At 34.0% G+C, this 26174-nt stretch carries 39 protein-coding genes; 2 read left to right on the plus strand and 37 right to left on the minus strand.

Annotation, left to right across the window (positions count from 1 at the left end):
- Nucleotides 1–57: 57 nt before the first annotated feature.
- A complete protein-coding gene (locus tag KA833_RS02410; RefSeq protein ID WP_210128057.1) occupies nucleotides 58–2007 on the plus strand; it encodes an IucA/IucC family protein in 1950 nt (649 codons plus the stop codon).
- Between the two features lie 69 nt (nucleotides 2008–2076).
- Here KA833_RS02410 and KA833_RS02415 read toward each other — a convergent pair whose 3' ends face one another.
- From KA833_RS02415 to KA833_RS02440, 6 genes are all read right to left on the minus strand, one after another.
- The gene (locus tag KA833_RS02415) at nucleotides 2077–2583 is read right to left on the minus strand and encodes an Asp23/Gls24 family envelope stress response protein (protein WP_046208404.1); all 507 of its coding nucleotides are present in this window, start codon (nucleotides 2581–2583) and stop codon (nucleotides 2077–2079) included.
- 58 nt (nucleotides 2584–2641) lie between these two features.
- Nucleotides 2642–2881, minus strand: a complete 240-nt coding sequence (locus KA833_RS02420; RefSeq protein ID WP_019468675.1) for a DUF2273 domain-containing protein — start codon at nucleotides 2879–2881, stop codon at nucleotides 2642–2644.
- A gap of 12 nt (nucleotides 2882–2893) precedes the next feature.
- Nucleotides 2894–3430 (minus strand): alkaline shock response membrane anchor protein AmaP, encoded by a 537-nt coding sequence (gene amaP, locus KA833_RS02425; RefSeq protein WP_019468674.1) that lies wholly within the window; start codon nucleotides 3428–3430, stop codon nucleotides 2894–2896.
- 143 nt (nucleotides 3431–3573) lie between these two features.
- A complete protein-coding gene (locus tag KA833_RS02430) occupies nucleotides 3574–5139 on the minus strand; it encodes a BCCT family transporter (RefSeq protein WP_210128055.1) in 1566 nt (521 codons plus the stop codon).
- Between the two features lie 344 nt (nucleotides 5140–5483).
- Entirely contained in the window at nucleotides 5484–6491 is a 1008-nt protein-coding gene (locus KA833_RS02435) for a zinc-binding alcohol dehydrogenase family protein (protein ID WP_064209391.1), read from the minus strand.
- A gap of 17 nt (nucleotides 6492–6508) precedes the next feature.
- Complete coding sequence (locus tag KA833_RS02440; protein ID WP_210128053.1) at nucleotides 6509–7516, minus strand: NADP-dependent oxidoreductase; 1008 nt, start codon at nucleotides 7514–7516, stop codon at nucleotides 6509–6511.
- Nucleotides 7517–7660: 144 nt separating this feature from the next.
- Here KA833_RS02440 and KA833_RS02445 point away from each other — a divergent pair, with 144 nt between their 5' ends.
- Complete coding sequence (locus KA833_RS02445; protein ID WP_046208408.1) at nucleotides 7661–8656, plus strand: LLM class flavin-dependent oxidoreductase; 996 nt, start codon at nucleotides 7661–7663, stop codon at nucleotides 8654–8656.
- Nucleotides 8657–8735: 79 nt separating this feature from the next.
- On the opposite strand, the gene KA833_RS02450 is transcribed toward KA833_RS02445, so the two are convergent.
- The 31 genes from KA833_RS02450 to rpsS all read right to left on the minus strand — a co-directional run bounded on the left by KA833_RS02450 (nucleotide 8736) and on the right by rpsS (nucleotide 26161).
- Nucleotides 8736–9608 carry an alpha/beta hydrolase gene (locus tag KA833_RS02450; RefSeq protein ID WP_145381663.1) on the minus strand — a complete coding sequence of 291 codons (873 nt, stop codon included), beginning with the start codon at nucleotides 9606–9608 and terminating at the stop codon, nucleotides 8736–8738.
- 243 nt (nucleotides 9609–9851) lie between these two features.
- Nucleotides 9852–10244 (minus strand): 30S ribosomal protein S9, encoded by a 393-nt coding sequence (rpsI, locus tag KA833_RS02455; protein WP_019468668.1) that lies wholly within the window; start codon nucleotides 10242–10244, stop codon nucleotides 9852–9854.
- A 19-nt stretch (nucleotides 10245–10263) separates the two neighbouring features.
- Nucleotides 10264–10701, minus strand: a complete 438-nt coding sequence (rplM, locus tag KA833_RS02460) for a 50S ribosomal protein L13 (RefSeq protein ID WP_046208411.1) — start codon at nucleotides 10699–10701, stop codon at nucleotides 10264–10266.
- 202 nt (nucleotides 10702–10903) lie between these two features.
- The gene (gene truA / locus KA833_RS02465; RefSeq protein WP_046208412.1) at nucleotides 10904–11710 is read right to left on the minus strand and encodes a tRNA pseudouridine(38-40) synthase TruA; all 807 of its coding nucleotides are present in this window, start codon (nucleotides 11708–11710) and stop codon (nucleotides 10904–10906) included.
- 3 nt (nucleotides 11711–11713) lie between these two features.
- A complete protein-coding gene (locus KA833_RS02470; protein ID WP_046208413.1) occupies nucleotides 11714–12520 on the minus strand; it encodes an energy-coupling factor transporter transmembrane component T family protein in 807 nt (268 codons plus the stop codon).
- Nucleotides 12510–13373, minus strand: a complete 864-nt coding sequence (locus KA833_RS02475; protein ID WP_046208414.1) for an energy-coupling factor transporter ATPase — start codon at nucleotides 13371–13373, stop codon at nucleotides 12510–12512. The genes KA833_RS02470 and KA833_RS02475 overlap by 11 nt, the downstream gene beginning before the upstream one ends.
- Nucleotides 13370–14182, minus strand: a complete 813-nt coding sequence (locus KA833_RS02480) for an energy-coupling factor transporter ATPase (RefSeq protein ID WP_070657854.1) — start codon at nucleotides 14180–14182, stop codon at nucleotides 13370–13372. The genes KA833_RS02475 and KA833_RS02480 overlap by 4 nt, the downstream gene beginning before the upstream one ends.
- Before the next feature lie 921 nt (nucleotides 14183–15103).
- Nucleotides 15104–15472 (minus strand): 50S ribosomal protein L17, encoded by a 369-nt coding sequence (gene rplQ, locus KA833_RS02485; RefSeq protein WP_046208416.1) that lies wholly within the window; start codon nucleotides 15470–15472, stop codon nucleotides 15104–15106.
- An 18-nt stretch (nucleotides 15473–15490) separates the two neighbouring features.
- Entirely contained in the window at nucleotides 15491–16435 is a 945-nt protein-coding gene (locus KA833_RS02490; protein ID WP_210128051.1) for a DNA-directed RNA polymerase subunit alpha, read from the minus strand.
- A 76-nt stretch (nucleotides 16436–16511) separates the two neighbouring features.
- Complete coding sequence (rpsK, locus tag KA833_RS02495) at nucleotides 16512–16901, minus strand: 30S ribosomal protein S11 (protein ID WP_019468660.1); 390 nt, start codon at nucleotides 16899–16901, stop codon at nucleotides 16512–16514.
- 23 nt (nucleotides 16902–16924) lie between these two features.
- Nucleotides 16925–17290: a 30S ribosomal protein S13 gene (gene rpsM, locus KA833_RS02500; protein ID WP_046208417.1), complete on the minus strand. Its 366-nt coding sequence runs from the start codon at nucleotides 17288–17290 to the stop codon at nucleotides 16925–16927.
- A 21-nt stretch (nucleotides 17291–17311) separates the two neighbouring features.
- A complete protein-coding gene (gene rpmJ / locus KA833_RS02505; protein WP_002482634.1) occupies nucleotides 17312–17425 on the minus strand; it encodes a 50S ribosomal protein L36 in 114 nt (37 codons plus the stop codon).
- Nucleotides 17426–17456: 31 nt separating this feature from the next.
- Nucleotides 17457–17675 carry a translation initiation factor IF-1 gene (gene infA, locus KA833_RS02510; protein ID WP_001118443.1) on the minus strand — a complete coding sequence of 73 codons (219 nt, stop codon included), beginning with the start codon at nucleotides 17673–17675 and terminating at the stop codon, nucleotides 17457–17459.
- A gap of 173 nt (nucleotides 17676–17848) precedes the next feature.
- Nucleotides 17849–18499 carry an adenylate kinase gene (locus tag KA833_RS02515; RefSeq protein ID WP_019468658.1) on the minus strand — a complete coding sequence of 217 codons (651 nt, stop codon included), beginning with the start codon at nucleotides 18497–18499 and terminating at the stop codon, nucleotides 17849–17851.
- A gap of 17 nt (nucleotides 18500–18516) precedes the next feature.
- Complete coding sequence (gene secY / locus KA833_RS02520) at nucleotides 18517–19809, minus strand: preprotein translocase subunit SecY (protein ID WP_046208418.1); 1293 nt, start codon at nucleotides 19807–19809, stop codon at nucleotides 18517–18519.
- Entirely contained in the window at nucleotides 19809–20249 is a 441-nt protein-coding gene (rplO, locus tag KA833_RS02525) for a 50S ribosomal protein L15 (RefSeq protein ID WP_046208824.1), read from the minus strand. The genes secY and rplO overlap by 1 nt, the downstream gene beginning before the upstream one ends.
- 16 nt (nucleotides 20250–20265) lie before the next feature.
- Nucleotides 20266–20445, minus strand: coding sequence for a 50S ribosomal protein L30 (rpmD, locus tag KA833_RS02530; RefSeq protein ID WP_002482630.1), 180 nt, complete (start codon nucleotides 20443–20445; stop codon nucleotides 20266–20268).
- 16 nt (nucleotides 20446–20461) lie between these two features.
- Nucleotides 20462–20959, minus strand: coding sequence for a 30S ribosomal protein S5 (gene rpsE / locus KA833_RS02535; RefSeq protein WP_019468655.1), 498 nt, complete (start codon nucleotides 20957–20959; stop codon nucleotides 20462–20464).
- Nucleotides 20960–20979: 20 nt separating this feature from the next.
- Nucleotides 20980–21342, minus strand: coding sequence for a 50S ribosomal protein L18 (gene rplR, locus KA833_RS02540; protein ID WP_046208420.1), 363 nt, complete (start codon nucleotides 21340–21342; stop codon nucleotides 20980–20982).
- A 31-nt stretch (nucleotides 21343–21373) separates the two neighbouring features.
- Nucleotides 21374–21910: a 50S ribosomal protein L6 gene (gene rplF / locus KA833_RS02545; RefSeq protein ID WP_019468653.1), complete on the minus strand. Its 537-nt coding sequence runs from the start codon at nucleotides 21908–21910 to the stop codon at nucleotides 21374–21376.
- A 27-nt stretch (nucleotides 21911–21937) separates the two neighbouring features.
- Nucleotides 21938–22336 carry a 30S ribosomal protein S8 gene (gene rpsH, locus KA833_RS02550; RefSeq protein WP_019468652.1) on the minus strand — a complete coding sequence of 133 codons (399 nt, stop codon included), beginning with the start codon at nucleotides 22334–22336 and terminating at the stop codon, nucleotides 21938–21940.
- 31 nt (nucleotides 22337–22367) lie between these two features.
- Entirely contained in the window at nucleotides 22368–22553 is a 186-nt protein-coding gene (locus KA833_RS02555) for a type Z 30S ribosomal protein S14 (RefSeq protein WP_046208421.1), read from the minus strand.
- 21 nt (nucleotides 22554–22574) lie between these two features.
- The gene (gene rplE / locus KA833_RS02560) at nucleotides 22575–23114 is read right to left on the minus strand and encodes a 50S ribosomal protein L5 (protein ID WP_046208422.1); all 540 of its coding nucleotides are present in this window, start codon (nucleotides 23112–23114) and stop codon (nucleotides 22575–22577) included.
- A 22-nt stretch (nucleotides 23115–23136) separates the two neighbouring features.
- Nucleotides 23137–23457 carry a 50S ribosomal protein L24 gene (gene rplX / locus KA833_RS02565; protein WP_040029978.1) on the minus strand — a complete coding sequence of 107 codons (321 nt, stop codon included), beginning with the start codon at nucleotides 23455–23457 and terminating at the stop codon, nucleotides 23137–23139.
- 41 nt (nucleotides 23458–23498) lie between these two features.
- On the minus strand, nucleotides 23499–23867 hold the full coding sequence (gene rplN / locus KA833_RS02570) for a 50S ribosomal protein L14 (protein WP_019468649.1): 369 nt from the start codon (nucleotides 23865–23867) through the stop codon (nucleotides 23499–23501).
- A gap of 30 nt (nucleotides 23868–23897) precedes the next feature.
- A complete protein-coding gene (rpsQ, locus tag KA833_RS02575; RefSeq protein ID WP_019468648.1) occupies nucleotides 23898–24161 on the minus strand; it encodes a 30S ribosomal protein S17 in 264 nt (87 codons plus the stop codon).
- A 26-nt stretch (nucleotides 24162–24187) separates the two neighbouring features.
- Complete coding sequence (gene rpmC, locus KA833_RS02580; RefSeq protein ID WP_002482620.1) at nucleotides 24188–24397, minus strand: 50S ribosomal protein L29; 210 nt, start codon at nucleotides 24395–24397, stop codon at nucleotides 24188–24190.
- Nucleotides 24387–24821, minus strand: a complete 435-nt coding sequence (gene rplP, locus KA833_RS02585; protein WP_019468647.1) for a 50S ribosomal protein L16 — start codon at nucleotides 24819–24821, stop codon at nucleotides 24387–24389. Before rplP ends, rpmC begins: the two co-directional genes overlap by 11 nt.
- Before the next feature lie 2 nt (nucleotides 24822–24823).
- Nucleotides 24824–25477, minus strand: a complete 654-nt coding sequence (rpsC, locus tag KA833_RS02590; protein WP_019468646.1) for a 30S ribosomal protein S3 — start codon at nucleotides 25475–25477, stop codon at nucleotides 24824–24826.
- 23 nt (nucleotides 25478–25500) lie between these two features.
- The gene (gene rplV / locus KA833_RS02595; protein WP_019468645.1) at nucleotides 25501–25854 is read right to left on the minus strand and encodes a 50S ribosomal protein L22; all 354 of its coding nucleotides are present in this window, start codon (nucleotides 25852–25854) and stop codon (nucleotides 25501–25503) included.
- Between the two features lie 28 nt (nucleotides 25855–25882).
- A complete protein-coding gene (gene rpsS, locus KA833_RS02600) occupies nucleotides 25883–26161 on the minus strand; it encodes a 30S ribosomal protein S19 (protein ID WP_019468644.1) in 279 nt (92 codons plus the stop codon).
- Nucleotides 26162–26174: the final 13 nt, after the last annotated feature.

Consider the following 26174-nt stretch of genomic DNA (forward strand, 5'->3'; position numbering starts at 1 on the left):
TATTATGGATTATACAAATATCCTATACTTTTGTAAAATAATATTTAGAGGTGCTTTATGAATTCAAAAAGTATTAACAACAATTTATCAAATAAAATGAACAATGATGAACAACATGCATTTGATTATTTATTATCAATCAATGAACAATGGGCACAATTGTTTTTAAATATGCTTTTAGAAAGTCGAGATAAAATATCTCAAAGATTAATTTCTTCATTACATAGAGAAAATTTAATAGACAGTCGGAGTTACAGTAAGATTATTTCTAACCAAGATTTGAACATTGTGCACTTACCAGCAAACAGCAAATTGTTATCCATTGCGTTTCCGAAAGTTAATAAGACGCTATATGCAACGATTACAGGAAATCATGCATTTGATCGTCTAGACGTTCAAGGACCATTTTATATTGAAGACAACGGAAATTACAATAGAGTCCAACATCCAAATGAAATATTAAATATTATTTTAACGATATCACCAGAGCTAGATAATGAAGCTAGTACACAATTTTATGAAGATTTGAACAACAGTGTCACAAATATGGCCATTGCATTAAGTTATCAAGCATATACATTAGAAAACAATAAAAAAAGCTTATATGAATTAATCATGAATGCAGAGGACAGTTATTTGAGTTCTGAACAGTTTGTTATTGAAGGTCACCCAATTCATCCGGGTGCTAAATTACGTAAAGGAATGACACCAGAAACTGTAATTAATTATTCAGCCGAATTTGGTAATGCCATATCCTTACAATTTATTTTAATACATAAATCAATAGCAAAAGCTCAGACTTATATTGAAGAAGAAAATGATTTACTTTTTAGATTGTTTGAAGGGTTAGAAGCAGCTGTTATTGATCATGTTGGTCATGATCAAGTTAATCAATATTACGTCATGGTCGTCCATCCATGGCAATACGACCATATCTTATTACAAGAATATAAAGAAGAATTAAAAACAAATCGATTGATACCAATTGATTATCAACAATTTTATTACGCAGGATTATCATTTAGAACTTTAATGCCCAAATATCCTAAAAAGTCACCTCATATCAAGTTATCAACTAATGTTCATATTACTGGTGAGATTAGAACATTATCTGAGCAAACTACAATAAATGGTCCACAAGTAACACATATCCTTAATGATATAAAACAAAAAGATTCATTATTTAAGCATATAAACGCTGATACAATTGATGAACTTGCTGGTATTCATTTTTATAATTCATTGGACAAAGTCACTACCAGAACTAAAAGAAGTGAACAACTAGGTACATTATTTAGAACCAATATTTATCATTTAATTAAAAATGAAACTACACCTATCATCCCTTCAGCGTTAGTTAGTTCAACTATATATAATAATGAACCATTAATTGTTTCGTTAATTAACAAATATAAAGAAAAAAATAAGTTTCCGACCTTTGAAATCGCTGCTTTATCTTGGATAAATCAATACGGTCAAGCCTTAATAGATATCACGATTCCTCTATATGTGAAATACGGTATCGCCCTTGAAGCACATTTACAAAATTCAATCGCTACATTTAGTGAAGATGGACGATTAGATAGGCTTTATATACGTGATTTTGAGGGGTTACGTATCGATCGCATACGCTTGAATAAGATGGGTTATAGTACTGCAAGTTTTCATGAAAAATCTTTAATTTTATCTGATCAACCTCAAACAGTATTTAATAAAGTCTTTTATTCAAGTATTCAAAATCATCTCAGTGAATTAATTGTCAGTATTACAAAATCAAGTGAAGATTCTAATTTTGAAAAGCAACTTTGGCAATTGATTCGAGATATTTTAATTGCTAAATTAAATGATATTGCAAACGATATAGATGACCAACAACGCGTGAAAAATATAAAATCAATCCTATTGGCACCCAAAATAGATTATAAATGTGTTACAACCATGCGTCTGACTGATGAAGCGGATTACTATACCTATATTAAAGTTGACAATCCTTTACATCAGAAATAAATATACACAATATATATACAAAAAATACCGGTAAAGGATTACCTTTACCGGTATTTTTTAAATTATGTGTTATTGTAAGCCTTTATTTTCGTTGCTTGAATTTTGGCTTTTTTCATTTTTTTGTGACCATTCTTTTCTAGTCATCACGTCTTCAACACGCATATTCACTTCTACAACTTCAAGACCAGTAATATATTTTACTTGTTCTTTAACTAAATCTGTTACTTTGCGGAAAATTTTAGGTGCAGATTCACCATATTCTAAAATAACTTTTAAATCAACTGCAGCTTGTTTTTCGCCTACTTCAACGCTAACACCTTGTGTTACATTGTTGCTGCTTCCGAATGAACTAGAAATGTTATCAACGAAGCCGCCTTTCATTTCTAAAATACCATTTACTTCGCGTGCGGCAATACCAGCAATTTTTTCAATAACTTCGTCTGAGAACGTTAACTTATTTGTGAATTCTGGTTCTTGTTGCTGTTGTTGCTGCTGTTGTTGTTTTTCTTGCTCTTTTTCGTTTACTCCAGTTTGGTTATCATATGCTTGTTTTGCTTTATTGTTATCTACTGCCATAATTAATTCTCCTTTGTTATATAAGATTTTAAAATTAATAATATACTATTTAAATTAATTAACTCCATCGATTTAAGAAATTTAAAAAATCTTGCTTACGGTCTTTAGTATACCCAATACCAATACCAATTAAACACAAAACGATAATTAATATTGTACTCCAGAAACCTAACGTTAAAAATAATATAGCGATAATTAGAAATGCTAAAAATCCAATTATTCTCCATTTAAATGTTTTGAAAAAATCAACAACTTCTTGTGTAGAATCTTGTCTTTGTTGGTTATTATTGTTAGCCATGATAACCCTCCCTTACAACACACGTTTGCCTGAGGCTTTTTGATCTCTAACGTTAACCTCTAATTTTGAAACTGGTAATTCAGTGAAATGCTCAACATTTTGTTTAATGTCATTTCTTATTTCTTCTGTTAATGAACCAACTTGAACATCACCCGGAACAAAGAAATCAGCTTTTAAAGCAATATGTGATTTCTTTTTCTTATTATATAGTTTCGCTATAACATTTGGTTGACGAATTTGGTCATATTTTACAAGTGTATCGTATGCAGATTTTTCAACTGCTTTTCTCGATACATAAATATGTCCATCTTCATAGTCTTTATAAAGTCCAGGTTTTCTATACGTAGGTTTAAACAAGCTAAATACAAGTATTAGACCTATTAAAATCAATAGAGCTGCTAAGCCAATTAACGTTGGTTCAAACCAATTAAATTGCTTGAAGTAGTCCTGGTACTCACTAATTCTAGAATCTTTGATATACATAAATAGTAAAAAACCAACGATGACTACGATTAATAGACCTAGTATAAAATTTTTAATTCGCTTCACCTCGTATGACACCTCCTATAGTCAAATTATATGTACATGTCATACATCTTTATACCCCGTTAAATAAACGTAAAAACATTTTAAATTGAAATTATAATGTATTTGGTAAAATAATTTTAATCACTGCCATGATGCATTTGTAATTAGGTATTTTTTTCATGATCTTGATTTGATTTTCGATATTGTAAATACTTTTCATCAGAAACAAGTAATTTATTGCTAGGACGCGGTTTTTCAATTGATAATGATTTGAATAGTGACCAAATCATAAAGATAATGACGATTGAAAAAGGCAAAGCTGCAATGATTAATAAATTTTGTATTGATTGTGTACCACCTGTATAAATCATAATCATCGCAAATAAAGCTAAAATAATCCCCCAGCTTACTTTTACTATACCGGATGGGTTTATACTACCTTTAGAACTCAACATACCAAGCACGTAAGTTGCTGAGTCTGCTGAAGTAACAAAGAAAATCATAATTACAATGAGCGTGATAATACTGAGTAAAAATCCTAATGGGAAATGCTCAAGCGTTGCAAATGTTGCAGTTTCAGTTGCCTCTTTAGCAATGTTGGCAATACCATTTTGCTGTAAATAAATTGCAGATGCCCCGAATACTGCAAAGAATAAAAAACAAACAAGTGCTGGTACAAAAAGTACACCTAAAATAAATTCTTTAATTGTTCTACCTCGAGAAACCCGAGCAATGAATATACCAACAAATGGCGCCCAAGAAACCCACCATGCCCAGTAGAAGATTGTCCACTGTTGTAACCATTGGAATTTCTCTCCACCTGCTTGTGGGATACGTAAACTCATATTAAAGAAATTAGCAATATAATCACCCAATGAATTCGTAAACATATTTAAAATATTTAACGTAGGAACGACACAAAATAATGCGATCAAAACTACAAAAGCTAAAAACATATTAATATTACTTAAGTTTTTAATGCCTTTATCAATACCGGACCAAGCAGACCAGGTAAATAACACTGTAGCTATAACGATAATCACAACTTGTGTACCAAAATTAGAAGGTATTTTAAATAAGAAATTCAACCCTTCATTAATTTGTAATGCACCAAAACCTAATGTCGCAGCAACACCAGTTACTGTGGCAATAATTGCAAGCACATCGATTGCGCCACCTATTGGGCCTCGCATCATTTTTTCACCCAAAATGGGTCTTAATGTAGCACTAACTAATCCAGGATATCCTTTATGAAAATTAAAGTACGCAAACACGAGTCCAACAATTCCGTACACTGCCCACGCATGTATACCCCAGTGAAAAAATGAAAACTGCATCGCTTCATTTATAGCAGTTTGTGTTCCTGCTTTATGTATCGGTGTTAAAGTAAATGCGTGACTGATGGGTTCAGCTGTTGTCCAAAATACTAAGCCTATCCCCATACCTGCACTAAATAACATTGCAAACCATGATTTAAGTGAAAATTCTGGGTCTTCTCCCTCTTGACCTAAAGTTATTGTTGAATATCTAGAAAATAATAAATAGATAGATACAACTAAAATGGCTAATACTAATAGTAAATAATACCATCCAAAATTTACTGCAATAAAATTGGTAATTGCTTGTGTAACCGACTCTAATTGTTTAGGCGCAATTGCTCCATATATAACAAATAGCGTACAAATCGTTAACGCTACCCAAAAAACCACTGTTAATTTTCTAAATCGCATATTAACATGACACTCTCCCTTTACTTTATGTGTCACATATACCCTTACATCGTGCTAATATGCGTAATTTATGAATTTAATTGCATTTAACATTTTAATTTATATATAACTTTTATTTTAAGACGCACATATATTCAAAAGTGAAAATGATGATACCGAACATGTGATAGACGGTTATGTTGAAAAAATAAAGGAGCAAAATAACAATCAAATATAATAATTTGACTGCATTTGCTCCTTGAAAGCTCTTAATTTAATCAAATCGCTTTGGCATATCACATATGATTTAACAATAATTTATATATAACTAACAGTGTTTTCGTTAAGAATACTTTTCACTTTTGTTAAATTGAAATAACCAATTTACCGACCATTCTATGATTTTCCATTTTTCTATGCGCCTCAAAAATATTATCTGCTGTTAATCCTTTTAACACTTCATTTGCTGTTGGTTGATAATCACCAGATTCTACTTTATCAGTGATGTCTTTTAGATACGTACCGTGAATAGCCATATCTTCTGTTTGATTCAAAGGTCTTGAATACATATATTCATGAGTAAAGGTTATGCTTTTAGGCTTTAGTAAATTCAAATCTTGCTCATGATTGAAAGCAACAATTGTCGCAATTTTACCACGTGGTTTTACAAGTTCAATCATTTTTTCATAATATAAGTCCGTATCAAAAGTACAAAAAATATAATCTACTTCACTAATTTCATATTTTTTAAATTCATCTGTCAAATTATTTTTATGATTCAACACGATGTCCGCACCTAATGATTTTGACCAATTATACGTTTCATCACGTGATGCAGTGGTGATGACATGTAATCCGTAATATTTTGCTATCTGTGTCGCGATACTGCCTACGCCACCTGCCCCATTAATTATTAATAAGGATTTACCTTTATTTTCTTCAGGATTTTTAGAAATATTAAAAACATCAAAAAGTGTCTCTGATGCTGTTAAGCCAGTTAATGGTAAACTTGCCGCTTCTGTATCACTAATATTACTTGGCTTTAATGCTACTAAGCGTTCATCAACAAGTTGATAGGTCTGATTTGAGCCTTGATATGATGGTGAGCCTGAGTAATAAACTTCATCTCCAATTTTAAATTGTTTAACATCTTCACCCAAATCTTCTACAATGCCTACAGCATCATAACCTAGAATTCTTGGCGACTCATTTATAGACGATTGTCTAATTTTCGTATCTACTGGATTAACGCTAATAGCTGTTAAACGTACTAATAACTCACGCTGCTGAGGTTTTGGCGTCTCTATATCCATTTCATAAAATTGATTACCCTCATCTAATGTAAACGGTTTGTCTGCACCAATTGCTTTCATATGTGCATCTCCTTTAGTTATAAATTATCTGATACTTGAACCACTTGTTTACCAAAATTGTCTCCAGTAAATAAATTTCTAAATGCATTAGGCACGTTTTCAAATCCTTCTACGATTGAAGTTTTTGTTTTTATTTTGTCTTCATTTACCCACTGTGCAAGATGCTGACTAGCTTGTTTAAAGTCGTCTGCATAATTAGCCACAACAAACCCTTTCATAAGTGCTTGTGATTTTATTAAAATTGGTTGAATCCGTGGACCATGCTCAATACCCTTATCATTATAACCAGAAATCGCTCCACATACTGGAATTCTAGCAAATTGATTTAAGTGTTTCATAACTTCATCTGCAATGTGTCCACCAACATTTTCAAAATAAACATCTACACCATCAGGCACCGCTTGAGCTAATTTTTCTGAGAAGTTATCAGCTTTATAATCTACGCTAGCATCAAATCCTAATTGATCAGTTAAATATTCTGTTTTACTTGTTCCACCTGCAATACCAACTACACGAGCACCTTTGAGTTTAGCAATTTGACCTACTACTGAACCCACAGCTCCTGAAGCTGCAGATACAACAACTGTTTCCCCTTCTTTTGGTTGTCCAATTTTTAGCAATCCGTGATATGCTGTTTGGCCAGTCATACCTAGTACGCTAAGATATAAGTATAGTGGAATGTCTCGCTGGGTAATTTTCGTAACACTTTGTGCTGATACATTTGTGTGTTTTTGCCAAGGTAGCATACCTACAACATAATCGCCTTGTTCAAAACCATCAGCATTGGATTGTATTACTTTTCCAACAATATGACCTGCCAATGGTTCATCCAATTGAAATGGTTGAATATAAGATTTACTATCATCCATTCTGCCACGCATATATGGATCTACCGAAATATATATCGCTTCAATTTGAATCTCATCTTTACTAGGCTCATCTATTTCAACAGTTTCGTATCTAAATACATCATCTGAAGGTATACCTTCTGGACGTTTTGCTAATACAATGCTTTCTGTTTTCATTATTTTGCCTCCATTTCATCTTTTCTTCTATTTTATAGTGATGAGGTGATGCAATCAATCAAATCGCTTATTTGATATTTTGTCCACATGTTATGATAAACAGAATAGAGCACTTAAATGATTGTAATGAAGGAGAATGTAAACATGCGATTAAGTATACTAGACTATGTCCCAATATTTGAAGGTAGTAACACCACTCAAGCGATAAATCATTCTGTTGAATTAGCTCAACTTGCTGAATCATTAGATTTTTATCGATTTTGGGTTGCTGAACATCACAAAGTATTGTCAGTTGCTTCTAGTGCTCCAGAAATGATTATGATGGCTTTGTTAGAAAATACTACTTCGATACGCATTGGCAGTGGTGGCGTTATGCTTCCCCACTATAGTGCTTATAAAATAGCAGAAGTCTTTAAAATATTAGAAGGACGTCACCCTCGTAGAGTAGATTTAGGCATTGGCCGCTCTTTCAGTTTTAAAAATGTAAATCAAGCGTTAAATGAAAACAAAACAGCTAACATTGATTTTGAAACACAAATTGTGGATCTAACAAACTATTTTAATGATGACATTCAAAAGCAAAGATTTCCTGGATTATACGCCACGCCTTTAATCCCAACGCAACCTAATATGCATTTATTAGGCACAAGTCAAAATAGCGCTGAACTCGCCGCACAACACGGCTTACCTTTTGTCACCGCTTTAATGGGGAAAAATAAAAATAAAGTTAAACAATCTATCGCTGTTTATCGTAAGCTATTTTCAGAACTTCATCCAAACCGAACACCTTATGTTATTATTTCAACTTTTGTCATCACAGCAAATGACATTCAAAAAATCAAAGAGTTAGAACAAGCTTTTCATCTATGGCTATTACGCATTAATTATTTAAAACAACCTAGTCATTATCCATCAATTACATTTGCGCAACAAAGACAGCCATCCACTAGAGAAATAGAAAAAATGCATCAAAATAAAGCACGTGTTATCAGTGGTTTGCCAAATGAAGTTTTCACTCAACTTAAAGCTATCGCAAATCAATATAATGCAGATGAAATGATGATACAGCCACATGTATATGGTGAAGCAAATCGCAAAAACTTACTACAATTATTAGCAGCTGAAAATAATACATTTTAAGCCTTTTAGAATGAGTAAATAACATGGATTCAAAACTGTACAAAAGATAATTCTAAAATCATAGAGTTATCTTTTTCATTTATAAGCCCCAAAGAAATGCATTCATTTGATCTGTAACTTTTTTATTATCATGGAGCTCACTATGTTCTGCTTTTGGTCCATATACTTTGTATGTTTTATAAGTTTTAACGTGATTTGACAAGAGATACCTTAACGATTCTGAAGATACATTTGTAACTCTACCATCAGAATGGGTTCCGTCTTTTAAATCTCCATAAATATTAAGCACTTCAGCATTTTTAGGATAGTGCGCTTGCATAGATAATAAATTTCTATATGCTTTTAACATCCTGTTAGGTTTGCCATTTTTATCTAAATATATATTTAAGTCCAAACCATTGATATCCACTTCCCCGTTAAAGTTTCCAGCTAAACTCACTTGCTTATTTAACTTAGGTAAGGCACTATCATCACCATACTTTAACATATAGTAACTAAATGATTGATTTCCCATAGAATGAGCTACAAAATTGAATTTTTTAAAATGATATTTTGCATTAAAAGCAATCATAACATTTTTAATCCATTGCGCATCTTTTTCTAAATCTTTTTCCTCATTATCTTCAAAAATGATTTTTATAATCGGGCGTTTCATATTATTAACTATATTTTTATTAAATGTCACCTTTCCCTTTGATGAAACTTTGGCCTCAACAACGTCATTTGTAATATTATTTTGCACTGCTGAATTAACCATGTATTTTTCTGAATTAGCTGTACCGGCAAAACCATGCAAATAAAATGTAGGAATCGATGTCTCGTTAGACATGTTTTTAATGTGAGTTTTGTTAAACAGTTGATTCAAAGTCAAAACGACAATACTAGCTAAAAAAATAAATATTAACACGAAAATCAATTGCTTCAAGAGATGTTTTAATTCATTGAATGTCATATGTATAACCTCTAATACCATTTTTACTTTATTATACTTCATACTAACTGAACTTACTAAAGTAAACCAAATGCTTTGAATTTTAAAAGCAGTAAAAATTGTTTTTTAATATTTTATAAATCAAAAAAACTTCCCATACGAATATGGGAAGTTAGAAATATTGTTGCTATATAAACACCAATTACTTAAGCAATTAATGTACAAATCTGTAGGTGAAGCGTATTCGCCACAGTATTTGATATATTAACGTTTTGAGAATTGTGGTGAACGACGAGCTTTTTTAAGACCTGGTTTTTTACGTTCTTTCATACGTGGGTCACGTGTAAGTAATCCAGCGCGTTTTAATGAACCTCTATATTCAGGATCTGCTTCTAATAAAGCACGTGCGATACCGTGACGGATAGCTTGTGCTTGTCCAGTGAAACCACCACCGTGAACGTTAACTAATACATCATAGTTACCTTTAGTTTCTGTAACATCAAATGGTTGGTTTAAGTCTAAGATTAATGATTCGAATGGTAAGTAGCTACGTACATCAGTGTGGTTAACAGTAATGTTACCTTCGCCAGGTACTAAACGTACACGTGCTACTGAGTTTTTACGACGGCCTGTGCCTTTATATTCAACTTGTGCCAATGTAATTTCCTCCTTTTAATTAACCACGTAACTCGTAGTTTTCTGGTTGTTGTGCAGCGTGTGGATGTTCAGCGCCACCATATACAAATAATTTTTTGCCTTGTTTTTCACCTAGACGTGTGCTTGGTAACATACCTTTAATTGAGTTTTCAAGTAAACGTTCTGGGTTTTTAGCTTTTAACTCACCAGCAGAGATTGATTTGATTCCGCCTGGGTGGTTACTGTGACGGTAATACATTTTGTCTTGTTCTTTATTACCAGTGAATTGAATTTTAGCAGCGTTGATGATAATTACATAATCACCTGAATCAACGTGTGGTGTATAAGTTACTTTATTTTTACCGCGTAGAATAGCAGCTACTTCTGATGATAAACGACCAAGTGTTTGACCTTCAGCATCAATAACATACCATTTGCGCTCAATGTTTGCTTCATTAGCCATAAATGTTTGACGCATATAATTGTCCTCCTAGAATAAATAAATGTTTCTTGTCTAATTGAAATGATATTTAAACTTAAATGCATTTATTTTGTTAATTTATAATTTCTACGTGCTTCTATATCTTGTTACACAATAAGATTCCGGGGCTTATCGTGGGGTGATATAAAACAATACCGTTAGTTATCGTATAATTTTTATGGTGTTTTGTCAATGTAATTTACCTATTTTGTGTGGATTTTTTTTGATATATTTTTATGTCTTCACCAAAATCACTTATGAGTGCTTCGGGAGACAAGTATATATGTTCCAAATATAATCCTTCTGCTGGTGCAGTAAACGGAACTTTATTGCGATCTTTCGCTTTTAATAATTGTGGAACTGACTCAGGCTGAAATTTCTCTTTACCCACACCAATTAAAAATGCAACTAACACACGTACCATATTATATAAAAACCCTGAACCAGTAACTACATAATCAAAACCATATTCTGTTTTTTCGATTCTACTTTCATATAGAGTACGTACTTTACTTTCAACTTCTGTTTTTTGAGAACAAAAACCAGTAAAGTCATGTGTACCCATAAATAAACTGGCAGCCTGAGACATCTTTTCAAAGTCTAAACTTTCAGGTACGTGTGCTTTCAAACCACATTCAAATGGATTTTTATTAGGTGATTGATAAACTTTATAGCGGTAAGTTTTACCCACACAATCATATCTACAGTGGAATGACGCATCTACAAATGAAACATGTTTCACAAAAATATCATCAGGTAATGCCCGATTCATTGCATACTGCCATTGATCTGGTAAAATGTTAAGCTCTGAATCAAAATGAAAATATTGCTCTATTGCATGCACACCACGATCAGTTCGGCTACTAGGATGAATTCTAACATGTCGCTTGTGCATGCGCTTAAGTATTTTTTCAAATTGCTGTTGTACCGTTCTACCATTATTTTGAATTTGAAAACCTAAGAATTGACTACCTTGATACGAAATATTTACTAAAACACGAACCATCCTTTACACTCCCATATACTTTAACACAAATAATATTATTGCTATTGGTATTATTGATATCAATAACAAGCTATCAGACTTTTGCCAGTTTAATTGACGAAAACTCGTTCGCTGTTTGTTTGTATCATAACCACGTACTTCCATTGCAATTGCTAAATCTTCAGCTCTTTGGAAAGCTGAGATAAATAAAGGAATTAACAAAGGTATAAACGCGCTCACTCTATTGATTAATCCCCCTGAACTGATTTCAGAACCTCTTGATTTCTGTGCTAAGATAATTTTATCCAGTTCATTCATTAAAGTTGGAATAAAACGTAAAGCAATTGACATCATCATACTCAGTAAATGTACAGGTATTTTTATCAACTTTAATGGGTATAATAACCTTTCAAATGCATCAGTAAGATCTAAAGGACTTGTCGTTAAAGTCATAATTGTAGACACCATAATGATAAACATTAACCTCAAGACAATATAAATACCTTCTAAAATACCATGTGTATCAATTGAAATAAAACCGAATTCAAATATCCGTATACCACCTTTAGTTAAAAATAAATGCATTAAAAAGGTGAAAATCAGAAAAATCCATATTGGGGTTAACCCCTTAATTAAAAACCAAGCTTTTATATGAGCAGTTTTCATCATGGTTACAATGATTATAAATAACCATAAATAAGTAAAAAATGAATGTGCAAAAAATATTAATATAATAAATAAAAAGACAAAAATTAATTTTGCACGTGGATCACGACGATGTACAAAAGTGTCTAATGGAAGATAACGTCCTATAATAAACTTATCTCTCATTTTTTTGCCACTCCTTATACATCTCAGTGAATTCTGATTCGGTTAATGCAATACGGTCAAATTTAATTTGATGTTTTGCTTCAATGTCTCTCTGTAATTTAACGATGTCTGGAACATCCAAGTGCATGTCTTTAACATAGTCATTTGCATTAAACAATTTTCTTGGAGAACAGCTTTCAACTAATTTGCCCTGCTTAATAATTTTTACTTCATCAACATATTTTGCAACGTCATTCATTTCATGCGTGACTAATATGATTGTTTTATGTTGTTCAACTTGAAGTTTCTTTAACATTTCCATGATTTGATTTCTACTTTTAGGATCAAGACCTGCAGTGGGTTCATCTAATATGACAATATCTGGATCCATAGCTAAGATAGAAGTAATTGCTATTTTTCTCATTTGGCCTCCCGACATTTGGAAAGGCGATTGTTCAAGTATATCTCTATTAAAACCGAATTCGATTAATAATTGAAATGCCCGTACTTTTACTTCTTCAAGTGGCATATTAAAATTTTTAGGTCCAAATAATATTTCTCGTTCTACTGAGTCTTCAAAAAGTTGTGATTCTGGAAACTGGAATACTACCCCCACACGTTTTCGTACTTGTTTTAAATACTTATCTTTAGTTTTATGTGTAATTTGGACATCATTGACCTCTAAAGAGCCATGTGAAGGTTTGAGTAGTCCATTAATATGCTGAATTAATGTAGACTTGCCTGAGCCTGTTTGACCAATTACTGCATAATACTTTCCTTGTTCAAAAGTGGTTACAATGTCTTTCAATGCAAGATGCTCATAAGGTGTTCCTTTTTGATAAACATAAGATACTTGATCAAATTTAACAGTCATAATTTGCTTACCAACCTTTCGTAAGAAATATAGTCAGTAACACCTAAGAGTTGTTGGCTCATTCTCATTGCAAACGGTAAATCTAAACCAATTTGTGTCAGTGCCGCTCCTTTATTAAAAATAACTTGAGGCAAACCTGCTTGATATAAGGAACCTTGGTTTAAAACAACTAAATGGTCCGCATCTATAGCTTCTGATAAATCATGAGTGATGGAAATGATTGTCACATCTTTTTCTTCTTTTAAACGGTGAATTAATGAAATTAATTCTGTTCTGCCTTCTGGATCTAACATAGACGTCGCTTCATCTAATATAATGATATCCGTATTTAATGCTAAGACACCTGCGATTGCGACACGCTGTTTTTGACCACCTGAAAGTGATTGCGGCTCATATGTGGCTCTATCCAACATATCTACATCCGCTAATGCTTTGGGTACAATTTCGTGCATCTTTTCGTAAGATATCGCATTATTTTCTAAACCAAAAGCTACATCAAATTCTACAGTAGACCCTACAAATTGATTTTCTGGATTTTGAAATACAATTCCTATATGTTGTCTTAACTCATTTAAGTTATCATCATTGATACTTATACCGTTCAAATAAATTTGGCCTTCAAAAGGTTTTTGAATGCCTATCATCAGTTTTGCTATCGTTGATTTACCTGAACCATTGTGGCCTACTATAGAAGTCCATTTACCTCTTGGTATGCTAAATGATACATCATTTAACGCAAGTGGTTCATCGCTATTATATTTAAAAGATACGTGATCAAATTTAATTATTTCTTCTGCTTGCGTTACCATGTCAGTTATCTCCTAAATCAAAAATATTAATTATATACTTAATCATTTTACATGAAAAATAATAAATAAGCACTTCTTCTTCACTAATTTTTCTTTTAAATCTCATTTATTGAGTCTTCAAAAAGATACCATTAAACATCTAAAGATTATATTTCACGATTAACAATTACTGATACCTAACAATAAACTTATATGAATTTATAAACAAATCGCTGATTAGCTAGAACTGCTCATGTCTCCACTCCGTGAAGGCATTCCTTATCTTCTTCGAATCAAGGCTTAGCGGTTCGCTATTGCTTTGCAATTGCATAAATCTAAAGCAGTTCTCTAAGCTTTGCTTAGCTAGAACTACTTATGCATTCACTCCGTGAAGGCATTCCTTATCTTCTTCGAATTAAGGCTCAGTGGTTCGCTATTGCTTTGCAATTTCATAAATCTAAAGCAGTTCTCTAAGCTTTGCTTAGCTAGATCTACTTATGCATTCACTCCGTGAAGGCATTCCTTATCTTCTTCGAATTAAGGCTCAGTGGTTCGCTATTGCTTTGCAATTGCATAAATCTAAAGCAGTTCTCTAAGCTTTGCTTAGCTAGATCTACTTATGCATTTAATCCGTAAAGGCATTCCTTATCTTCTTCGAATTAAGGCTCAGTGGTTCACTATTGCTTTGCAATTGCATAAGTCCCCCTAAATTCTTCGAATTAAGGCACAGTGGTTCGCTATTGCTTTGCAATTGCATAAGTCCCCCTAAATTCTTCGAATTAAGGGGGACTAACAAAAAAAAGCGCGCACCCCATCATATTTGAGTTCACGCTTTAAAATTTATTAAGTTTGATGGGGTACTCTGAGCTAGACAATATTTGTATGTGGCAAACATTATCGTTGCACTCATTTGCTTTATACATAGTAGTATGTGTATTTAAATTAAACTAATTCTATAATTACTGATTCAGCACCGTCACCACGACGAGGGCCTACTTTAAGGATACGAGTGTAACCGCCTTGACGTTCTGTATAACGTTCAGCAATTTCACCAAATAATTTTTGAAGTGCAGTTTGTGTTGTTTCATCTTCATTTAAGATTTCAACATTACGTAAAGTTTTAGCAGCTTGACGACGAGATGCTAAATCTCCTTTTTTACCTAAAGTGATTAATTTTTCAACAACACTACGTAATTCTTTTGCACGTGCTTCTGTAGTTTCAACACGCTCACTTACAATAAGTGAAGTAGCTAAGTCACGTAACATCGCTTTACGTTGATCAGATGTACGTCCTAATTTTCTGTAACCCATGAGTTAACCTCCTTTATATTAATCTTCTTTTCTAAGACCTAAACCTAGATCTTCAAGTTTATATTTAACTTCTTCTAATGATTTACGTCCTAAATTGCGCACTTTCATCATATCTGCTTCAGATTTATCAGCTAATTCTTGAACAGAATTAATACCTGCGCGTTTCAAACAGTTATATGAACGTACAGATAGGTCTAATTCTTCAATAGACATTTCAAGTACTTTTTCTTTTTGATCTTCTTCTTTTTCAATCATGATTTCAGCATTTTGAGCTTCATCAGTTAATCCAACGAAGATGTTCAAATGTTCAGTTAAGATTTTTGCCGCTAGAGAAACAGACTCTTGTGGCGTAATAGAACCATTAGTCCAAACATCTAAAGTTAATTTATCAAAATCACTACTTTGACCTACACGTGTGTTTTCTACAGTATAGTTAACACGTTCTACTGGTGAATATAGTGAATCCACTGGAATTACACCAATTGGTAAATCACTAGTGTTATTTTGTTCTGCTAATGCGTAACCTCTACCCTTATTAGCAACAAGACGGATTTTTAAATGTCCACCTTTAGATACTGTTGCGATCTTAATCTCAGGATTTAAAATCTCTACATCACTATCATGTGTGATGTCACTTGCAGTAACTTCGCCTTCATCTTTTACATCAATCTCTAATGTTTTATCTTCTTCAGAATAAATTTTCAATGCTAGTTTTTTGATGTTCATGATAATTGTTGAAACATCTTCTACAACATTATCTATTGCTGAGAATTCATGTAATACACCTTCGATTTCGATGTATTTAACGGCTGCACCTGGTAATGAAGATAGTAGGATACGACGTAAGGAGTTTCCTAGTGTAGTACCGTAGCCACGTTCTAGTGGTTCAACAACGAACTTACTGAATTTAGCATCTTCACTAATTTCAATTGTTTCAATTCTAGGTTTTTCGATTTCAATCATTTACAAATATCCTCCTTGATTACGTCGACTTGAATTGTACTGTGTTTCTCAGTGACTTGCGACAATAACGATAATATTATACGCGACGACGTTTTGGTGGACGACAACCATTATGTGGTACTGGAGTAACGTCACGGATTGCAGTTACATCTAATCCAGCTGATTGTAATGCACGGATCGCTGATTCACGACCTGGGCCAGGACCTTTAACTGTAACTTCAACAGTTTTCAAACCATGTTCCATAGCTGCTTTAGCTGCAGTTTCTGATGCCATTTGTGCTGCGAATGGTGTTGATTTTTTTGATCCTTTAAATCCAAGTGCACCTGCTGATGACCATGATAAAGCATTACCAAATTCATCAGTAATAGTTACGATTGTATTATTGAATGTTGAGCGGATATGTGCTACACCATTCTCAATATTCTTTTTCACTCTACGTTTACGAGATACTTGTTTACGTGCCATTTAAAATTTGCCTCCTTTACCTATTATTTTTTCTTGTTAGCTACAGTTTTAACTGGGCCTTTACGAGTACGAGCATTGTTTTTTGTTTTTTGTCCGCGTACTGGTAATCCACGACGGTGACGGATACCACGGTATGATGAGATTTCCATTAAACGTTTAATGTTTAAGTTTTGCTCACGACGTAAGTCACCTTCTACTTTATAATTGTCGATTACTTCACGGATACGACCTAATTCGTCATCAGTTAAGTCTTTAACGCGTGTATCTGCAGATACATTTGCTTCTTCAACAATTTTTTGAGCTGTAGTAGTACCGATACCATATACATAAGTTAACGAAATAACAATACGTTTTTCACGTGGAATATCTACTCCTGCTATACGTGCCATAATTATTTACACCTCTCTTTATTAACCTTGTCTTTGTTTGTGTTTTGGATTGCTACAAATTACCATTACTTTACCTTTACGTTTAATGACTTTACATTTTTCGCAAATTGGTTTTACTGATGGTCTTACTTTCATTTTAATACCTCCCTATATTATGGAGTGACGATTATTTATAACGATACGTAATTCTTCCGCGTGTTAAATCATACGGAGACATTTCTACAGTTACTTTGTCGCCAGGTAGAATTCGAATATAATTCATTCTGATTTTACCACTAACGTGAGCTAAAATCTCATGACCATTTTCTAATTCTACTTTAAACATTGCATTTGGTAAAGTATCTAATACTGTACCTTCTAATTCAATAACATCTTGCTTAGCCATTTATTAACTTCCCCCTTTTTACAATAGTTGGTTATCGTCTAAGATCAACTCTAACCCTACGAGTCTATAAGTGTTGTTAATAAGTTCAACAAAATTAAAATGAATTACTATATCGCATTGTCACTCTTTTTCGTTTATACTCTTGGCATTACATAGACCGTACAAAGTTGATACTATTTTAGATTCTCAAGAATATCGATTACGTTTGAAGTAACCTCGTTAATATCTTTTGAACCATCAATGTTTTTCAATACATTTTCATTATCATAGTATTCTAGGATTGGCTTAGATTGTTTCACATTGACATTTAAACGATTTGCAACTGTCTCTGGGTTGTCATCTTCACGTTGGTATAATTTACCACCGTCAATATCACAAATGCCATCAACTTTTGGAGGATTGAATACAAGATGATAAGTGTGCCCGCATTTTTCGCAAATTCTACGACCAGTAAGGCGGTTCATTAATTCTTCTTCAGGTACCTCTATATTGATAACAGCATCAATTTTTCTATCTAATTCTTGCATGATTTCACTTAATGCTTTTGCTTGTTCAATAGTACGAGGAAAGCCGTCAAGTAAGAATCCTTTTTTTGCATCGTCTTCAGAAATTCTTTCTTTTACGATGCCCACAGTAACTTCATCAGGGACTAATTCTCCACGATCCATGTATGATTTAGCTTCTTTGCCTAAATCCGTTTCATCTTTAATCGCTTTTCTGAACATGTCTCCAGTAGATATGTGTGGAATTGGGAATTTCTTAACAATTTCACTCGCTTGAGTTCCTTTACCTGCGCCAGGTAAACCCATTAAAATGATATTCATAAGTGCCCTCCTACAATTTATCTACCACCAAAGCCTCTATAATCTTTTTGACTCACTTGAGCTTCAAGACTCTTCATTGTTTCAATCGCAACACCAATTACGATAAGTAGACTTGTACCACCGACTTGAATCGATTGTGGTAAGTCCATCACCTTAGTAGCAATGATTGGTAGTATAGCAACGACAGCTAAGAATATTGATCCTACAAAGGTCAATCTGTAGAGAACTTTAGTAATATATTTTTTTGTTTGTTCGCCAGGTCTAATACCCGGAACATAACTTCCTTGTTTTTTAAGGTTATCAGACATCTTTTCAGGATTGACTTGTACAAATGCATAGAAATATGCAAATGCAATAATAAGGATTACATAAACAATCATCCCTATATTATTCGATGGATTTGCAACGTCAGATACTTTTTGCGCCCAACTTGCATCAGGGAAGAACAAAGTTAATGTTCTTGGTAATAAGAAGAACGCCATTGCAAAGATGACTGGGATAACCCCTGCAGAGTTAACTTTCAAAGGTAAATATGTTGCTTGTGAACCTAATCGTTGTGCAGACTGTTTTTTCGCATATTGAATTGGTATTTTTCTAATAGCTTGTAGTACGAATATTGCACCAACTGTTAGCAATATCATTCCAACAATTAACCCAATAACTTTTAACCATGCTAAAGTTGTGTCATCTTGTCCTACAAAGGACTGTTGGTAAAACTGGATTAATGATGAAGGTAATGAAGATAAAATACCTCCAAAGATAATGATGGAAATACCATTACCAACACCGAATTGAGTGATTTGTTCACCTATCCAAATTAAAAACGCTGTTCCAGCTGTTAATACAACAGCTATTGTCAGGTAGCTTATTACGGACTGATCCATAATAAGTTGACCTTGTAAATAATTATTAAATTGGAACGCCATTCCTATTGATTGGATAAAAGCAAGTACAATCGCAAAATAACGGGTTACGTTATTAAGTTTCTTTCTACCTGCATCACCTTGTTTTGCCCACTCTGAAAACTTTGGAACAATATCCATTTGTAATAACTGCATCACAATTGATGCAGTAATATATGGCATTATACCCATGGCAAAGATAGAAAAGTTCTGCAAGGCTCCGCCACCAAACGTATTCAGTAAGTCAGTGACACCTTGAGAACCTTGTTGACTGTCAAAAGCAGCTGGATTTACGCCAGGTGCTGGAATATAAGTACCTATTTTAAAAATAACTAACATTGCGAGCGTAAAAAAGATCTTGTTACGAACTTCTTTTGTAGTAAAGAAGCTCACAAGCGTTTGAAACATTAGATCACCTCGTGTGCTCCGCCTTTAGCATCAATAGCTTCTGCTGCAGAAGCAGAGAATTTGTTAGCTTTCACTGTTAACTTCTTGTCAAGTGAACCATTGCCTAGTACTTTAATACCAGATTTTTCACTTTTAACTACACCAGATTCTACTAATAAAGCAGGAGTTACTTCAGTACCATCCTCAAATTTATTAAGTTGGTCTAAGTTAACAATAGCATATTCTTTGCGGTTAATGTTAGTAAAACCTCGTTTTGGTAAACGGCGGAATAAAGGTAATTGTCCACCTTCAAATCCTGGTCTGATACTACCACCTGAACGCGCTTTTTGTCCTTTTTGTCCACGGCCACTAGTTTTACCGTTACCAGTAGCTGCACCACGACCTACGCGGTTACGAACTTTACGAGAACCTTCTGCTGGTTTTAACTCATGTAATTTCATTTCGGCACCTCCTTAATTATTTTTCTTCTACTGTCACTAAGTGACTTACTTTGTTGATTTGCCCACGAATAGCAGGGTTATCTTCAACAACTACTGAAGAGTTTGTTTTTTTCAAACCTAAAGCTTCAACAGTTTTACGTTGTGTTTCTGGACGACCTATAACACTACGAGTGAGGGTAATTTGTAATTTAGCCATAACTTATTTTCCCTCCTTAATTATATAATTCTTCTACTGACTTGCCACGTAATTTCGCAACTTGTTCAGCATTTTTAAGGTTTTGTAATCCATTAATTGTTGCACGCACCATGTTGATTGGTGTGTTTGAACCTAAAGATTTACTTAAGATATCAGTGATACCTGCTAGTTCTAATACCGCACGAACAGGACCACCCGCAATAACACCAGTACCAGGTGCAGCTGGTTTCATTAATACACTACCTGAACTGAATTGTCCAGTAATCATGTGAGGAGTTGTACCTTCGACACGTGGAACTTCAACTAAGTTTTTCTTAGCTGCTTCAACTGCTTTTTTGATTGCTTCAGGTACCTCTTGTGCTTTACCAGTACCGAATCCAACGCGACCGTTTTTATCTCCAACTACTACTAAAGCGCTGAAACGGAAACTACGACCACCTTTTACAACTTTTGCAACACGATTAATTGTAACAACGCGTTCTTCAAATTCTTTCGCTTCTTCTCTACGAGCCATGTAAATGTCCCTCCTTTAAATTAAAATTCTAAACCATTTTCACGAGCTGCTTCTGCTAATGCTTTAACACGTCCGTGATATAAATATCCTCCGCGGTCAAATACAATTGTTTTTACGCCTTTTTCATTTGCTCTTTTAGCAATTGTTTCGCCGACTTTAGCTGATAAATCAACTTTAGATCCAGTTTCATTAGCTAGATCTTTTTCTTGTGTTGAAGCTTGTGCTAATGTTTTGCCATTAACATCATCGATAACTTGTGCATAAATGTGTTTGTTTGAACGATAAACATTTAGACGTGGTTTTTCAGCAGTGCCAGACAATTTGTTACGGACACGTGCATGTCTTTTCAAACGCACTTTGTTTTTATCAATTTTGCTGATCATTTTATTACTCCTTTCTTCTGAAAGTTATTTATTATTTACCAGTTTTACCTTCTTTACGGCGAACGTATTCACCTTGGTAACGGATTCCTTTACCTTTGTAAGGTTCTGGAGGTCTTACTGAACGGATGTTTGAAGCAATCGCTCCAACTTGTTCTTTTGAAATACCTTCTACAGTTACTGTAGTGTTTTTATCAACACCGAAAGTGATTCCATCTTCAGCTTTAAATTCAACTGGATGTGAGTATCCAACGTTTAATACTAGGTCATTACCTTGCATTTGAGCACGGTAACCAACACCTACAAGCTCAAGTGTTTTTTTATAGCCATCTTTAACACCTAGAATCATATTATTAATCAAAGCACGAGTTGTACCATGAACTGTTCTATCATTTTGAGAATCAGTTGGTCTAACAACTTCTAATGTGTTTTCATCTTGCTTATATGTCATTCTTTCATTCATTGTTTGTGATAATTCGCCTTTTGGACCTTTAACAGAAACTGTATTTCCTTCGATAGTTACTGTAACGTCGCTAGGGATGTCAATAATTTTTTTACCAACACGACTCATGTTATCGCACCTCCTTGTTATTAATTATTACCAAACGTAACCTAAGATTTCTCCACCAATATTACGTTTTCTTGCTTCTTTATCAGTGATTACACCTTCAGAAGTAGAAACTAATGCAATACCTAAACCATTTAATACTTTAGGTACTTCGTTTGCTTTAGCATAAACACGTAAACCTGGTTTTGAGATACGTTTTAATCCAGTGATAACACGTTCATTGTTTTGACCATATTTAAGGAATAAACGGATAACCCCTTGTTTATCGTCTTCAACGTATTCTACGTTTTTAATGAAACCTTCACTTTTTAATATTTCAGCAATTTCTTTTTTAATATTTGATGCAGGTAATTCTAACTTATCGTGACGCACCATGTTTGCGTTTCTTACACGAGTTAGCATATCTGCAATTGGATCGTTGATTGTCATTGAATGTTGCCTCCTTTCAGACTTTTTTCTATTACCAGCTAGCTTTACGAACGCCAGGGATTTGGCCTTTATAAGCTAATTCACGGAAACAAATACGGCATAATTTAAATTTACGATATACAGAATGTGGACGACCACAACGTTCACAACGCGTATATTCACGTACTTGGAACTTTTGTTTTTTTTGTTGCTTAGCAACCATTGAACTTTTAGCCACTTAATTAGCCTCCTTTAGAGATTATTTTTGAAATGGCATACCGAATTGTGTTAACAATTCACGAGCTTCCTCGTCAGTGTTAGCAGTTGTTACGATAACGATATCCATTCCTCGTATTTTACTTACTCGGTCATAGTCGATTTCAGGGAAAATTAATTGTTCTTTAACACCTAAAGTGTAGTTACCTCTACCGTCAAATGCTGATTTTGATACACCACGGAAGTCACGAACACGTGGAAGTGATACCGCAATTAATTTATCTAAAAAGTCATACATTCTTTCACCGCGTAAAGTTACTTTAGCACCGATTGGCATACCTTCACGCAAACGGAATGTAGCGACAGATTTTTTCGCTTTAGTTACTAATGGTTTTTGACCAGTGATAGCTTGTAATTCTTCTACAGCATCATCTAATACTTTAGAGTTTTGTACAGCATCTCCAACACCCATGTTTACTACAATTTTTTCTATTTTTGGTACTTCCATTACAGAACTATAGTTGAATTTTTTTACTAAGTCCGTTGTAACTTCAGTATTAAATTTTTCTTTTAAACGATTCACAGTGGATCCTCCTTTCAATTAATTATTCATTATTAGATTTAATTTCTTCGCCAGATTTTTTTGCAATTCTAACTTTTTTACCGTCTTCGAATTTGTAACCTACACGAGTAGGTTCATTCGTTTTAGGGTCTAATAATTGTACATTAGAAACATGGATTGCTGCCTCTGTTTCTAAGATTCCACCTTCAGGATTAAATTGAGTTGGTTTTTGGTGTTTTTTAATAGTGTTAACACCTTCCACAACGACACGGTCTTTTTTAGGTTCAGTAGCTACTACTTTACCTTCTTTACCTTTGTCTTTACCTGCGATAACTTTTACGTTGTCACCTTTTTTGATATGCATGTGTGGCACCTCCTTAAATTTATATATTTATAAATAGTTTATTAAAGTACTTCTGGAGCTAATGATACAATTTTCATGAAATTACCTTCACGTAATTCACGCGCAACTGGTCCAAAAATACGAGTACCACGTGGGCCTTTGTCGTCACGAATGATGACACATGCATTTTCATCAAATTTGATATATGAACCGTCATTACGACGTACACCTGATTTAGTACGTACAACAACAGCTTTAACTACTTCACCTTTTTTGACAACGCCGCCTGGTGTAGCATGTTTAACAGTAACGACGATTACGTCACCAATGTTCGCTGTTTTACGACCAGATCCACCTAATACTTTGACTGTAAGTACTTCACGTGCACCAGAGTTATCTGCTACTTTTAATCGTGTTTCTTGTTGGATCATGAGTTAAACCTCCTTTATCTTCACTGTTTATTAAATAATTACTGATTCTTCAACAATATCTACTAAACGGAAACGCTTAGTTGCTGATAAAGGACGTGTTTCTTGAATCTTAACGATGTCCCCTAATTTAGCTGAGTTGTTTTCATCATGTGTTTTGTATTTTTTAGAGTATTTTACTCGTTTGCCATATAGTTTGTGTGTTTTGTATGTTTCAACAAGTACAGTTACTGTTTTATCCATTTTATCGGAAACGACTCTACCTACATAAACTTTACGATCATTTCTTTCGCTCACTTTAGTAACCTCCTCTTTCAATTTGATTATTGATTAGCCTTACCTTGTTCAATTTCTCTTTCACGAGCAACAGTTTTTAGACGTGCAATCGTTTTTCTTACTGTACGAATACGTGCAGTTTCCTCTAATTGTCCTGTAGCTAACTGAAAGCGTAGGTTAAAAAGCTCCTCTTTTGAAGATTTGATTTGTTCTTCGATTTCAGAAGTGGTTAAGTCTCTAATTTCCTTAGCTTTCATTTGTTTCACCACCCAATTCTTCACGTTTTACAAACTTAGTTTTAACTGGAAGTTTGTGACTAGCTAAACGTAATGCTTCACGCGCAACTTCTTCGTTTACGCCTGCAACTTCAAATAAAATTCTACCTGGTTTTGCAACAGCAATCCAGCCTTCAACGGCACCTTTACCAGCACCCATACGAACTTCTAAAGGTTTTTTAGTGTAAGGTGTGTGTGGGAAGATTTTGATCCAAACTTTCCCGCCACGTTTCATATAACGAGTCATTGCAATACGAGCTGATTCGATTTGACGAGATGTGATCCAAGACGTTGTAGTTGCTTGTAAACCATACTCACCAAATGTTACATAGTTACCGCCTTTAGAACGACCAGTTGTTTTAGGACGATGTTGACGACGATATTTAACACGTTTTGGTAGTAACATTATTATTTTCCTCCTTCACTAGTGTTCTTAGTAGGAAGAACTTCTCCACGATAAATCCACACTTTGACACCTAACTTACCATAAGTTGTGTCTGCTTCTGCGTGTGCATAGCCTATGTCAGCACGTAGTGTATGAAGTGGAACAGTTCCTTCTGAATATTGTTCTGCACGAGCGATATCAGCACCAGCTAAACGACCAGATACTTGTGTTTTGATACCTTTAGCGCCTTGTTTCATCGCTCTTGTAATAGCTTGTTTTTGTACACGACGGAAAGATGCACGATTTTCTAATTGACGCGCAATGTTTTCCGCTACCAATTTAGCATCTAAATCTACTTTTTTGATTTCAATTACGTTGATGTGTACTTTTTTATTTGTTAATGAATTTAATTTGTTACGAAGTTTTTCTATTTCTGAACCGCCTTTACCGATTACCATACCAGGTTTACCAGTGTGAATAGCGATGTTGATACGATTAGCAGCACGTTCAATTTCTACATGAGAAACTGAAGCTTCACTTAATGCGTTATCAATAAACTTACGGATTTTTAAATCTTCGTGTAATAATGATGCGAAGTCTTTTTCTGCATACCATTTAGCTTCCCAATCACGGATTACACCGACACGAAGTCCAATTGGATTAATTTTTTGACCCACAGTGTTCCCTCCTTAAGATTTTATTAAGCTTCTTTAGCTTCTTCTTTACCGTCACTTACGACGATTGTAATGTGGCTTGTACGTTTGTTGATCGCACTTGCACTACCTTGTGCACGTGGACGGAAACGTTTTAAAGTTGGTCCTTCATTAGCATAAGCTTCTTTAACTATTAACTCATCTGTGTTCATGTCATAGTTATGTTCTGCATTAGCTAAAGCGGACATTAATAATTTCTCAATTACTGGTGATGAAGCCTTGTTTGTTAATTTCAAAATCGCTATCGCTTCACCAGCGCTTTTGCCTCTAATTAGATCTAATACTAATCTAACTTTACGAGGTGCGATTCTTATTGTTTTAGCAACCGCTTTTGCTTCCATTCCAATTTCCTCCTCTACCTGTTAGATATTATCTTCTTGTTTTTTTATCGTCTGCAACGTGACCTTTAAATGTACGTGTTGGTGCAAACTCTCCAAGTTTATGACCAACCATATCTTCTGTTACAAATACAGGCACATGTTTACGTCCATCATATACAGCGAATGTATGTCCGATGAAATCAGGGAAAATAGTTGAACGACGTGACCAAGTTTTGATTACTTGTTTTTTCTCGCTTCCGCTTTGAGCTTCAACCTTTTTCATTAGGTGATCGTCAACGAAAGGTCCTTTTTTAATACTACGAGCCATAGTGGCGCCTCCC

This window comes from Staphylococcus sp. GDY8P67P (genome assembly GCF_017892545.1).
GTDB lineage: Bacteria > Bacillota > Bacilli > Staphylococcales > Staphylococcaceae > Staphylococcus > Staphylococcus ureilyticus.

Coding starts and splice junctions, on each gene's coding strand:
- KA833_RS02410 (WP_210128057.1), top strand. CDS start 58: ATGAATTCAAAAAGTATTAACAACAATTTATCAAATAAAATGAACAAT.
- KA833_RS02415 (WP_046208404.1), bottom strand. CDS start 2,583: ATGGCAGTAGATAACAATAAAGCAAAACAAGCATATGATAACCAAACT.
- KA833_RS02420 (WP_019468675.1), bottom strand. CDS start 2,881: ATGGCTAACAATAATAACCAACAAAGACAAGATTCTACACAAGAAGTT.
- KA833_RS02430 (WP_210128055.1), bottom strand. CDS start 5,139: ATGCGATTTAGAAAATTAACAGTGGTTTTTTGGGTAGCGTTAACGATT.
- KA833_RS02435 (WP_064209391.1), bottom strand. CDS start 6,491: ATGAAAGCAATTGGTGCAGACAAACCGTTTACATTAGATGAGGGTAAT.
- KA833_RS02440 (WP_210128053.1), bottom strand. CDS start 7,516: ATGAAAACAGAAAGCATTGTATTAGCAAAACGTCCAGAAGGTATACCT.
- KA833_RS02445 (WP_046208408.1), top strand. CDS start 7,661: ATGCGATTAAGTATACTAGACTATGTCCCAATATTTGAAGGTAGTAAC.
- KA833_RS02450 (WP_145381663.1), bottom strand. CDS start 9,608: ATGACATTCAATGAATTAAAACATCTCTTGAAGCAATTGATTTTCGTG.
- rplM (WP_046208411.1), bottom strand. CDS start 10,701: ATGCGTCAAACATTTATGGCTAATGAAGCAAACATTGAGCGCAAATGG.
- truA (WP_046208412.1), bottom strand. CDS start 11,710: ATGGTTCGTGTTTTAGTAAATATTTCGTATCAAGGTAGTCAATTCTTA.
- KA833_RS02470 (WP_046208413.1), bottom strand. CDS start 12,520: ATGAGAGATAAGTTTATTATAGGACGTTATCTTCCATTAGACACTTTT.
- KA833_RS02475 (WP_046208414.1), bottom strand. CDS start 13,373: ATGACTGTTAAATTTGATCAAGTATCTTATGTTTATCAAAAAGGAACA.
- KA833_RS02480 (WP_070657854.1), bottom strand. CDS start 14,182: ATGGTAACGCAAGCAGAAGAAATAATTAAATTTGATCACGTATCTTTT.
- rplQ (WP_046208416.1), bottom strand. CDS start 15,472: ATGGGTTACAGAAAATTAGGACGTACATCTGATCAACGTAAAGCGATG.
- KA833_RS02490 (WP_210128051.1), bottom strand. CDS start 16,435: ATGATTGAAATCGAAAAACCTAGAATTGAAACAATTGAAATTAGTGAA.
- rpsK (WP_019468660.1), bottom strand. CDS start 16,901: ATGGCACGTAAACAAGTATCTCGTAAACGTAGAGTGAAAAAGAATATT.
- rpsM (WP_046208417.1), bottom strand. CDS start 17,290: ATGGCACGTATAGCAGGAGTAGATATTCCACGTGAAAAACGTATTGTT.
- rpmJ (WP_002482634.1), bottom strand. CDS start 17,425: ATGAAAGTAAGACCATCAGTAAAACCAATTTGCGAAAAATGTAAAGTC.
- infA (WP_001118443.1), bottom strand. CDS start 17,675: ATGGCTAAGCAAGATGTTATTGAATTAGAAGGTACAGTATTAGATACT.
- KA833_RS02515 (WP_019468658.1), bottom strand. CDS start 18,499: ATGAATATCATTTTAATGGGTTTACCTGGCGCAGGTAAAGGAACTCAA.
- secY (WP_046208418.1), bottom strand. CDS start 19,809: ATGTTTCAAACGCTTGTGAGCTTCTTTACTACAAAAGAAGTTCGTAAC.
- rplO (WP_046208824.1), bottom strand. CDS start 20,249: ATGAAATTACATGAGTTAAAACCAGCAGAAGGTTCTCGTAAAGTTCGT.
- rpmD (WP_002482630.1), bottom strand. CDS start 20,445: ATGGCTAAATTACAAATTACCCTCACTCGTAGTGTTATAGGTCGTCCA.
- rpsE (WP_019468655.1), bottom strand. CDS start 20,959: ATGGCTCGTAGAGAAGAAGCGAAAGAATTTGAAGAACGCGTTGTTACA.
- rplR (WP_046208420.1), bottom strand. CDS start 21,342: ATGATCAGCAAAATTGATAAAAACAAAGTGCGTTTGAAAAGACATGCA.
- rplF (WP_019468653.1), bottom strand. CDS start 21,910: ATGAGTCGTGTTGGTAAAAAAATTATTGACATCCCTAGCGACGTTACA.
- rpsH (WP_019468652.1), bottom strand. CDS start 22,336: ATGACAATCAACGATCCAATTGCAGATATGCTAACTCGTGTAAGAAAC.
- rplX (WP_040029978.1), bottom strand. CDS start 23,457: ATGCATATCAAAAAAGGTGACAACGTAAAAGTTATCGCAGGTAAAGAC.
- rplN (WP_019468649.1), bottom strand. CDS start 23,867: ATGATCCAACAAGAAACACGATTAAAAGTAGCAGATAACTCTGGTGCA.
- rpmC (WP_002482620.1), bottom strand. CDS start 24,397: ATGAAAGCTAAGGAAATTAGAGACTTAACCACTTCTGAAATCGAAGAA.
- rplP (WP_019468647.1), bottom strand. CDS start 24,821: ATGTTACTACCAAAACGTGTTAAATATCGTCGTCAACATCGTCCTAAA.
- rplV (WP_019468645.1), bottom strand. CDS start 25,854: ATGGAAGCAAAAGCGGTTGCTAAAACAATAAGAATCGCACCTCGTAAA.
- rpsS (WP_019468644.1), bottom strand. CDS start 26,161: ATGGCTCGTAGTATTAAAAAAGGACCTTTCGTTGACGATCACCTAATG.